Origin of the sequence: Kribbella sp. NPDC050470, from assembly GCF_044458365.1 — a bacterium.
Taxonomy (GTDB): domain Bacteria; phylum Actinomycetota; class Actinomycetes; order Propionibacteriales; family Kribbellaceae; genus Kribbella.
In genome coordinates this window covers 607,698-614,532 of the sequence record NZ_JBITHV010000005.1, presented here as the reverse complement: position 1 = coordinate 614,532, position 6,835 = coordinate 607,698, and the positions used below count along the sequence as shown (strand labels likewise).

The 6,835-nt window shown below is 71.6% G+C and carries 8 protein-coding genes; 3 read left to right on the top strand and 5 right to left on the bottom strand.

Going from position 1 to position 6,835, the window contains the following annotated elements; translation table 11 throughout:
* Positions 1–149 precede the first annotated feature (149 nt).
* Entirely contained in the window at positions 150–371 is a 222-nt protein-coding gene (locus ACIBGM_RS18145) for an ArsR/SmtB family transcription factor (protein WP_396386212.1), read from the top strand.
* Here the strand turns inward: ACIBGM_RS18145 and ACIBGM_RS18140 are convergent.
* From ACIBGM_RS18140 to ACIBGM_RS18120, 5 genes are all read right to left on the bottom strand, one after another.
* Entirely contained in the window at positions 364–1,293 is a 930-nt protein-coding gene (locus ACIBGM_RS18140; RefSeq protein ID WP_360534571.1) for a trypsin-like peptidase domain-containing protein, read from the bottom strand. The two genes, ACIBGM_RS18145 and ACIBGM_RS18140, sit on opposite strands and share 8 nt — an antisense overlap.
* Positions 1,294–1,311: 18 nt before the next feature.
* A complete protein-coding gene (locus tag ACIBGM_RS18135) occupies positions 1,312–2,250 on the bottom strand; it encodes a VWA domain-containing protein (RefSeq protein WP_360534573.1) in 939 nt (312 codons plus the stop codon).
* Complete coding sequence (locus ACIBGM_RS18130; RefSeq protein WP_396386211.1) at positions 2,247–3,191, bottom strand: DUF58 domain-containing protein; 945 nt, start codon at positions 3,189–3,191, stop codon at positions 2,247–2,249. The genes ACIBGM_RS18135 and ACIBGM_RS18130 overlap by 4 nt, the downstream gene beginning before the upstream one ends.
* A complete protein-coding gene (locus ACIBGM_RS18125) occupies positions 3,188–4,198 on the bottom strand; it encodes a MoxR family ATPase (RefSeq protein WP_360534577.1) in 1,011 nt (336 codons plus the stop codon). The genes ACIBGM_RS18130 and ACIBGM_RS18125 overlap by 4 nt, the downstream gene beginning before the upstream one ends.
* Before the next feature lie 140 nt (positions 4,199–4,338).
* Positions 4,339–4,629, bottom strand: a complete 291-nt coding sequence (locus ACIBGM_RS18120; protein WP_360534579.1) for a hypothetical protein — start codon at positions 4,627–4,629, stop codon at positions 4,339–4,341.
* A gap of 126 nt (positions 4,630–4,755) precedes the next feature.
* On the opposite strand from ACIBGM_RS18120, the gene ACIBGM_RS18115 reads away from it, so the two are divergent.
* Both ACIBGM_RS18115 and ACIBGM_RS18110 read left to right on the top strand, forming a co-directional pair.
* On the top strand, positions 4,756–5,448 hold the full coding sequence (locus tag ACIBGM_RS18115; protein ID WP_396386210.1) for a response regulator transcription factor: 693 nt from the start codon (positions 4,756–4,758) through the stop codon (positions 5,446–5,448).
* Entirely contained in the window at positions 5,445–6,704 is a 1,260-nt protein-coding gene (locus ACIBGM_RS18110) for a HAMP domain-containing sensor histidine kinase (protein WP_360534583.1), read from the top strand. Before ACIBGM_RS18115 ends, ACIBGM_RS18110 begins: the two co-directional genes overlap by 4 nt.
* The last annotated feature ends 131 nt before the right edge of the window (positions 6,705–6,835 follow it).

The following is a 6,835-nucleotide window of genomic DNA, read 5'->3' as shown; positions in this document are numbered from 1 at the left end:
TGGGCCATCGGGATGGGGCGGGGACCGCGAGACACGGGGGGGGCCCCCCCCCCCCCGGGGGGGGCCGCCCCCCCCCCCCCCCCCCCCCCCCCGGGGGGGGGGGCCGCCCCCGGGGGGCCCCCCCCCCCCCCCCCCCGACTCCGGCGGGGGTGGCCGGCGTACTGGGCCGATCTCGGGCCGAGCTGCTGAACCAGCTCGGCAGCCCGAGATCGACGACAGAGTTGGCCGCCCGGACCGGCCTGACGCCCGGCGGCGTCTCACAACACCTGAGTGCCTTACGCGCCGCCGGTCTCGTCACTTCCCACCGCTCCGGCCGCCTCGTGCTCTACGCCAGAACTGCGCTTGCCGAGGCGCTCCTTCAGGTCAGTTGATCAGCCCCTCGACGATGGTCTTCATCCGGTCCACCGGGATGGCGAAGCCGATGCCGATGCTGCCGCGGGACGAGCTGCCGAGAGTGGCGATCGCCGTGTTGACGCCGACCACCTGCCCGGCGGAGTTGACCAGCGGACCGCCGGAGTTGCCCGGGTTGATCGCGGCGTCGGTCTGGATCGCCGACTGGCGGCTGTTGTTGTCACCGAACCGCGCCTGCCGATCGACCGCGCTGACGATGCCCGCGGTCACCGTCCCTTCCAGCCCGAGCGGTGAGCCGACGGCCAGCACCGGGTCGCCGACCCGCAGCTGTGCGGACCGGCCGAGCGTGAGCGCACGCAGTCCCTCGGCGTCGGCGGTCGAGACCTGGAGTACGGCGAGGTCGTTGTCCTCGTCCGACCCGATGATCTCGGCGTCGACCCGGCGGCCGTTCGACAGCACCAGCGAGACATCGCTCGCTCCTTCCACCACGTGTGCGTTGGTCACCACGTGACCCTGCTGGTCGATCGCAAACCCGGACCCGGTCGCCCGGCCGGCCCGCACCGACACCACACCCGGCAGCACGCTCGCGGCAGCCGCGGTGATCGACCCCTGGGCCGCCGCGGGTGGCGCGGCCGCCTGCGGCAGCTCGACCGCCGCGGACTCGGGATCACGGGATCCCGTCACCGCGCCGGCCAGCCCGCCGGCCACGATCGACAGCGCGAGGCTGGCGACCACGACCCGTCCGCGGCGGGCCGCCGTACGAGGAGGTTGGACCGTCACCCCGGCCTGAGGTGCCGCGGCCGGAGAGGGGGGAGCCGACCCAGCGGAAGCCGGGGTGACGGAGAAGGGGTACTGCGGCTCCGCTGCAGGCAGCGGCTCCGCAGGGGGTGGACCGGGCGCGTAGTGCGGGCCGCGGAACGGTTGACCGAGATGAGGGCTCATCGAAGGCTCCTTCACTGCTCAGGGCAGACGGGAGAACCAGAGCAGCGAGGCCAGCGCGGCAAGCAGCGCCGCGACCAGGGCGATTCCCGCCACCAGATTGGTGATCTCGCGTGGTTCGGTGGTCCAGCCGATCGACGACTGCAGGTCGGAGTAGACGTCGCGTAGCTGCTCGTCGCTCTCAGCCTCGTAGAAGTCGCCGCTGGTCGCCTCGGCGAGGCCGCGCAGCGCCTCGCTGTCGGCGGGGACCGGGATGTTCCGGCCTTCGAGGTTCACAGTGCCTTCGGGGGTCCCGTACGCGATCGTCGACACCGGCACACCGGCCTGGTCGGCCGCCTCGGCGGCTTCGTCGATCGGACGGCCGGAGGTGTTCCCGCCGTCGGACAGCAGCACGATCCGGCTCGGCGGTGGGTCGTTCGGGTCGATCGTGCGGACCGCTTGCAGGCTGGTCAGCACGGCCTCGCCGATCGCGGTGCTATCGGTTAGCGTCAGGGTGTTGATCGCGTCCACGGTCGCCTGGTGGTTGGTGCTCGGCGGCGCGACCACGGTCGCGGTCCGGGCGAACGAGACCAGGCCGACGTTGAACTTCTCCGGCAGCTCCTCGACGAACTGGACCGCGGCCTGCTTGGCCACCTCGAACCGGTTCGGCGCCACGTCGGTCGCGGCCATCGAGTTGGAGACGTCCATCGCGACCAGCACGGTGGCGCGTTCCCGCGGCACCCGGATGTCGGCGACCGGCCGGGCGATCGCGATCGTCAGCACGGTCACTGCGGCCAGGAACGCCACGGCCGGCGCGTGCCGCCGCCAGCCGGGCCGCGTCGGCGCGACCTTCTCCAGCATCGGCAGGGTCGCGAACCGGACGGCGTACTTGCTGCGGCGCCGCTGGGCGACCAGGTAGGCGGCGACCAGCGCCACCACCAGGCCGAGCAGCAGAAGCCACAGCGGTTGCTCGAATCTCATCGGATTCCGGTCCTTCCCATCGGGTTCCGGCGGACGCTCGCGCGGCGGCGGGCGGTGGCGAAGGCCGCCACGTCGCGGACCCAGTCGGTGTCGGTCCGCAGCACGAGGTGCGCCGCACCCGCGGCCCGGAGGTCGCGAGCGGTCTGTTCACGTTTGGCTGTCATCACGTCGGCGTACTTGCGCCGCAGTCTCTTGCTGGTCGTCTGCACCTCACGGCGCCGCCCGGTCTCCGGGTCGACCAGCGTGAGCAGGCCGACCTCGGGGAGTTCGAGCTCGCGCGGGTCGAGCACCTCGACGGCGATCACCTCGTGCCGCGCGGCCAGCCGGCGCAGCGGGTCCGCCCAGGTGTCGTCGTGGAAGTCCGAGACGACGACCCGCAGCCCGGGGCGGGGATGTTCGCGGTTGAACCGGGTGATCGCAGCCCCCAGCGGAACCGCGGGATGCTCGCCAGGCGTTGCCCTGGGCAACGATAGCAGCGTTCGCAGGGTACGGCGAAGTGCTGCCGCCCCACCGACGCCGGGGATCCGGGACAGGTGGTCCCCGACGGCGACGCGAACGCCGAGCCGGTTGCCGGGCCGGTCGGCGAGCAGGCCGACCGCCCCGACCACAGCGATGGCGAGATCGCGCTTCTCGCTGAGCGCAGTGCCGAAGTCCATGCTGGCCGATGCGTCGAGCAACGCCCAGGTCTCCAGCTCCCGCTCGGCCAGCGGCGACCGGACATGCGGCTCGAGCGAGCGAGCCGTGACGTTCCAGTCCATCCGGCGGACGTCGTCCTGGCCGGCCTGGTACGGCCGCGCCTCGTTCGGCTCGCTGCCCGGCCCGCTCCGCAGTCCGGTGATCTCGCCGTGCAGGAACCCTTCCAGCTTCCGCTTGACCGAGAGCTCCAGCGTCCGCAACGCCCGCTCCCGCCCCTTCAGCAGGTCGGGACCCGAATCGTTCATGCTGCCGACCCCTGGGCGCCGTCCGCGGGGACGACGTGTGGTTGCTCGACGGCGTGCAGGATGCGGGAGATCACGGCCCGCGGGTCGACACCGTCGGCGAGCGCGTCGAAGGTGAGGACCAGACGATGCGCCATCACGTCGAGGGCAACGTCGTACACGTCGGCGGGCAGGACGTAGTCGCGGCCTCGCAGCAACGCGAGCGCGCGCCCGGCGGCGACCAGGCCGAGCGTGGCCCGCGGGCTCACGCCGAACTCCAGGACGCCTTGCAGGTCGTTGACGCCGTACTGCTGTGGCACCCGGGTCGCATGCACGAGGCGTACGACGTACTCCGCGACCGCGTTGTGGACGAAGACGTCGTCCGTTGCCTCCTGCAACTGAGCGACCTGCTCCGGGGTGAGCACGGCGTTCGCGTGCGGCCGGTGCGCGCTCATCCGCTGCAGGATGGTGAGCTCCTCGAGCGGAGTCGGGTAGTCCACCGTGATCTTCAGCAGGAACCGGTCCCGCTGCGCCTCGGGCAGCGCGTACACGCCGTCGGACTCGATCGGGTTCTGGGTCGCCAGCACCAGGAACGGCTCCGGCAGCTTGTAGCTGCGGCCGCCGATGCTGACCTGGTGCTCGGCCATCGCCTCGAGCAACGCCGACTGCACCTTGGCGGGTGCGCGGTTGATCTCGTCGGCCAGGACCAGGTTGGCGAAGACCGGGCCGAGCTCGGTGTCGAACCCCTCCGCCGACGGGCGCCAGATCCGGGTGCCCATGATGTCGCCCGGCACCAGGTCCGGGGTGAACTGCAGCCGGGAGAACTGCCCGCCGATCACCTCGGCCAGCGTCCGCACCGCCAGCGTCTTCGCGACACCCGGCACACCCTCCAGCAAGCAGTGCCCGCGGGCCAGGAGCCCGACCAGCATCCGCTCCACCAGCTGGTCCTGCCCCACCACAACCCGCTTCACCTCGAACAACGCATGCTCGAGCAGCCCTGCCGACACCCCGGTGTCACTACGTCTCTCCACACCAACCTCCACGTGATCTCCTCCGCCGGCCTCCAGCCGGCCCAGCCGGCTCTGGCCGGCCCCCGGCCACCGGGCCGGCGCCTCCTCCATCACCCCCCGATCCGGGTGCCGTCCGGCACCCGGATCGTTCGGATTCGCTGTCATGCGTTCTCGGATGCGTCCGGCTGGGTCTGCTCGGGCTGTGCCGGCTGCTCACCCTGCTGGCCTTGCCCCTGGTTCTGGCCCTGGCCGCCGTTCTTCTCGGGGCAGTCCGTGCCGTCCCGCTGGGCGCTGCCAGTGCCCGGCGACGGGGTGGTGGCGCCGTCCTCGATGGTCACGTAGCCCTGCTCGGGCGCCGGGTCACCGGTGGTCGCGTACGCGATCCCGCCGACCCCGAGGGCCGCCGCGGCGACCGCCGTACCGAGGATGAGCCGCTTTCCTGGGACGTTCATCAAGAAACTCCTTCGGTCGATTGGCCCCCACCACATCAAAGGGGCGCGAAAACGACCGGAAAGCGGAGCGAAAGTCCACCGAAAGCGCAGACCGGCCAACCCGGCCGGTCCGGCTACCTTGGTCTCGTGCGACTACTGGTGGTGGAGGACGAGGAAGGCCTGGTCAGCGCGCTGCGCTCCGGACTCGGCCGGGCCGGCTATGCCGTGGACACGGCGACGACCGGCGCCGAGGCAGTGGAGAAGCTTGCGACCACGGCGTACGACCTGGCGATCCTGGACATCACCCTGCCGGACACCAGCGGCCTCGACCTGTGCCGCGCCGTACGCCGGGGTGAGATCGAGGTCGCGTCCGGCCGCGAGCTGCGGGTGCTGATGCTGACCGCGCGCGCCTCGCTGGCCGACCGGGTCCGCGGGCTCGACGAGGGCGCGGACGACTACCTGACCAAGCCGTTCGCGCTGGTCGAGCTGCTCGCCCGGATCCGCGCCCTGCTGCGCCGCGACGTCACCAACGGGACCACCCAGCTGCACGTCGGCGACCTGGTGCTCGACTCGTCCCGCCACCTCGCCACCCGGTCCGGCCGCGAGCTCCCGCTGACGCTGAAGGAGTTCGGCGTACTGCGTTACCTGATGTCGCGACCCGGTCACGTCGTCTCGGCCGAGGAGCTCCTCGAGCACGTCTGGGACGAGAACGCGGACCCCTTCACCCAGAGCGTCCGCGTCACCGTCGGCACCCTCCGCCGCAAACTCACCCAGGAGGGCGAAGAGCCCGTCCTGGAAACCGTCATCGGCCGCGGCTACCGCCTTCGAGGTGAGACATGAAGTTCAAGCGCCCGCCGTGGACCCAGACGATTCGGTTCCGGTTGACGGTGACGTACTCGGCGGTGCTGATTGCGCTGTCGGCGTTGCTGCTCGGTGGGGTGTACGTCGCTCTGTCGGCGTTCCTGGATCCGAAGCCGTTGAGTCCGATCACGGTGAACAAGGTCTACAAGGATGCCAACGGCAACCTGAAGGTGAAGCCGGGGCATGTCATCGAGGCCGCGGAGATCTCGACGATCGAGTCCGCGGTGAACTACCAGACGCTGCAGACGCTGCGGAACTACTCGGCCGCGGGCATGGGGGCGTTGCTCCTGGTGAGTCTCGGGACCGGCTGGTGGTTGTCGGGCCGTGCCCTGCGTCCGGTACGGCGGATCACCACGACAGCACAGGAGATCTCGGCGACCGACCTGTCCCGCCGGATCGCCCTGGACGGGCCACGGGACGAGCTGCGGAACCTGGCCGACACCGTCGACGACATGCTTGGCCGGCTCGAGTCTGCGTTCATGTCGCAGCGGCAGTTGGTCGACGACGCGTCGCACGAGCTGCGCAACCCGCTGGCGGTGATCCAGGCGAACGTGGACGCCGTACTCGCGCACGACGACACCACCGCGGAGGACCGGGCCCAGGCGACCGCGATCGTCAGCCGGGCGATCCATCGGATGACCCGGCTGGTCGAGGATCTGCTCGCGTCGGCCCGCCGTTCGTCACCGGCCTTCGTCGACGCGGACGTGGATCTGGCCGCGATCGCGGGCGAGGCGGCCGAGGAGTACGAACTGCTCGCGGCGGATCGCGAACTGCACGTCGTACGGCGCCTGTCCCCCGGGCCGATCGCGGCCGGAGACGCGTCCGCGTTGCGGCGGGCGGTCGACAACCTGCTCTCCAACGCGGTCCGGCTCGCTCGTGGTGGGAGTGAGCTGGTGCTGGCGGTCGGGAGCCGCAACGGGTGGGCGTGGATCGCCGTACGCGACGAAGGTCCCGGCATTGCGGCCGAGGACGCCGACCGCGTCTTCGACCGCTTCTTCCGCTCCGGTCAGCGCCAGCCCCCGGCCACGGTCCCGTCCACCGGCCAACGCCGTACCGGCCTCGGCCTGGCCATCGTCCGCCAGATCGCCGAGTCCCACGGCGGCACCGTCGCCCTGCACTCCGAGATAGGCGTAGGCAGCACCTTCATCCTCTGGCTCCCCGAACGCTCCCTCACCAACACCACCCGCCGAACCCCCACCCCACCCGACGAAGACCCCCTCGGCCCCCGCCTATAGCGCGCGCCAGAACCATCGGGGTCGAACGGGATGACCCGGCACGCCGGCGCGCCACCGGTCGAGGCTGGCGTCGGGGGCCTTGTTGCGGCCTGGGACACGTCGGGAGTTCAGGGCCGAGCTAGATGGGGGCC